The sequence below is a fragment of the Nguyenibacter vanlangensis genome (assembly GCF_013376155.1).
Classification (GTDB): Bacteria; Pseudomonadota; Alphaproteobacteria; order Acetobacterales; family Acetobacteraceae; genus Gluconacetobacter; species Gluconacetobacter vanlangensis.
This window is the reverse complement of the sequence record NZ_JABXXP010000513.1, coordinates 1-2,052: the sequence shown is the minus strand read 5'-3', so window position 1 is coordinate 2,052 and position 2,052 is coordinate 1. Positions and strand designations below refer to the sequence as shown.

The 2,052-nt window shown below is 66.7% G+C and carries 3 protein-coding genes and 1 pseudogene; 2 read left to right on the top strand and 2 right to left on the bottom strand.

Annotated features, from left to right (window positions below):
• Positions 1-361, bottom strand: a pseudogene (locus HUK84_RS16015) (phosphotransferase); the annotation flags it as partial.
• Positions 362-525: 164 nt separating this feature from the next.
• The gene (locus tag HUK84_RS16010) at positions 526-750 is read right to left on the bottom strand and encodes a hypothetical protein (protein WP_218064414.1); all 225 of its coding nucleotides are present in this window, start codon (positions 748-750) and stop codon (positions 526-528) included.
• Positions 751-801: 51 nt separating this feature from the next.
• Between HUK84_RS16010 and HUK84_RS16005 the strand changes: the two genes are divergently transcribed.
• A complete protein-coding gene (locus tag HUK84_RS16005; protein WP_176641171.1) occupies positions 802-996 on the top strand; it encodes a hypothetical protein in 195 nt (64 codons plus the stop codon).
• Positions 997-1,017: 21 nt separating this feature from the next.
• Positions 1,018-1,881, top strand: a complete 864-nt coding sequence (locus HUK84_RS16000; protein ID WP_246285732.1) for a polysaccharide deacetylase family protein — start codon at positions 1,018-1,020, stop codon at positions 1,879-1,881.
• Positions 1,882-2,052: the final 171 nt, after the last annotated feature.

Here is a 2,052-nt window from a genome sequence, read left to right as displayed (position 1 = left end):
GCAGCGCGGCGTCGAGAAACCCCCGATCGTCGAGGCGCCGCATGACGACCAGCCAGTCGACGACGCGCCCCGCCCCCCCGATGCCGAGACCCAGGGGCCCGGCGACCAGCGGGACGACCCCCAGATAGACGTCGGGCGCCAGGCGGCGATTCAGGCGATCTTCGGCCCGGCATGCCGCCGCGCGACGATCGGGCGTGGAAAAATCGAGATAGGGGAAGCGAACCGGCTTCTTGAGCTTGTAGACGCGCGATCCCGCCAGGAACACCCAGGACATATGCGTCTCGCGCATGATGACCGACCGGGGATGTCCGGGATAGTGCCGCGGATCGGATAGAAAGCGCACCTTTTGGTCCAGAGACACGGGAGGTTCCGGCGATACGTGCCGGAGCGCCGGCGGGTTATCGGCAGATTCCCCCTTGTCCCGGCGTGCGGACGATCTTCGGCGCACGCCCCGGTTTTTGATCCCTTTCGGCCGCGGCGGAACCGGATCCGGTCTTTTCTCCTGCACGCGTCGCTCGGTGATCGTCATGCGATGATGGCTTTGGCGATGATGGCTTTGGCGGTGGTGGCTTTGGCGGTGGTGGCTTCGACGGCTTTTTGGCGGTCATGTCGTCCCTTCCCGAGGCGCTGCCCAGAGGATGGTTCGGAGAATGATCCAGAAGATGGGCTGGAAACGAATTTCCGGAAGACGGAACGGGGCGCCGCCCGTCCCGTGCCTGCATCACGTTCGCGCGCCGTTGATTGAACCATGATCACGTACTCCCAGATGCAGGCCCGGTTCAGGTGCATGGAGGACGGAAGATGTTACGTCTGAAGCCGGTTCCCGCGGCGGCGATGGAACTGGTGGAGCGCCATGGCGATCAGGCCGCCGGCGTCGCGCGGACCAGGCGGGACGAGGCGATGGAGGCCGATGACGCGGAATTGACGGCCTATTGGAACGCGGTGCTGGAGGCGTCCGAATATCTGATCGAAGAGACCCCCAAACCCCTTTGCTGACGTGTGGAGCCACCCGACGGCATGATGCTGCGCGCGGGATATTGGCAGTATGCGGGTCGGCCGGGCATCCTTCGCCCCGGCCCGCATGTGCTGGCGACCCTGCTGATGGTGGCGGCCGCGTTCTCCTGCGCCGCGCCGTCCTGCATGGCGGAGACAACCGGCACCGGCGCCGTTCCGATCCTGGTCTATCATCGCTTCGATCCCGTGCGGCGCGGCCCGACGACCGTCACCATTGCCGCATTCGAACGGCAACTGGACTGGCTTGCCGCGCATCGGTACCGCATCGTGCCGCTGCAACAGGCCGTCGATATCCTGCAGGACATCGCAGCCTCCGACGGCCCCGTCGCCGCGATCACGGCCGATGACGGCCATGTATCGGTCTATACGCAGCTTTATCCGATCATCCTGCGCCGGCATGTTCCGGTGACCTTGTTCCTCTATCCCTCGGCCATTTCCCGGGCGTCCTATGCACTGACCTGGGCGCAACTGGCCGAGATGCTGCGATCGGGCCTGGTGTCGGTGCAGTCCCATACCTATTGGCATCCGAATTTTCGCGTGGAACGCGCGCGTCTGGCGCCGGATGCCTATCGCGCCTTCGTCGCGGATCAACTGGCACGATCGAAAGCGGTCCTGGCGCGCCGTCTGGCGGTGCCGATCGATATGCTGGCCTGGCCGTTCGGCATCGCCGATCCCGAACTGCGCGCGGCGGCGCGGCGCGCCGGCTATCGTGCGGCCTTCGGCTATGGTGGCGGGGCCGCGCGTCCGGGCGTCGATCCGATGGATATTCCCCGTATCCCGATGTCGGATATCTCCATGTCGGGCGCCATCGCAGAGCATCCGCCTGCCGCCCGGCTGACCACAATGCCGGAACGGGCGGCGCCATGAGCGGCATGCGCCATTTCCGCCGGCCTGCCCTGGTCCTGGTCCTGGTCCTGGTCCTGGTCCTGGTCCTGGTCCTGGTCCTGGTCCTTGCCCCGGTTCTTGGCAGCCTGGCCTGGGGGCTGCCGCCGGCGCCGGGCGGCCGGGCGGCGGCCGTGACGCTGCATGTCGTCGATG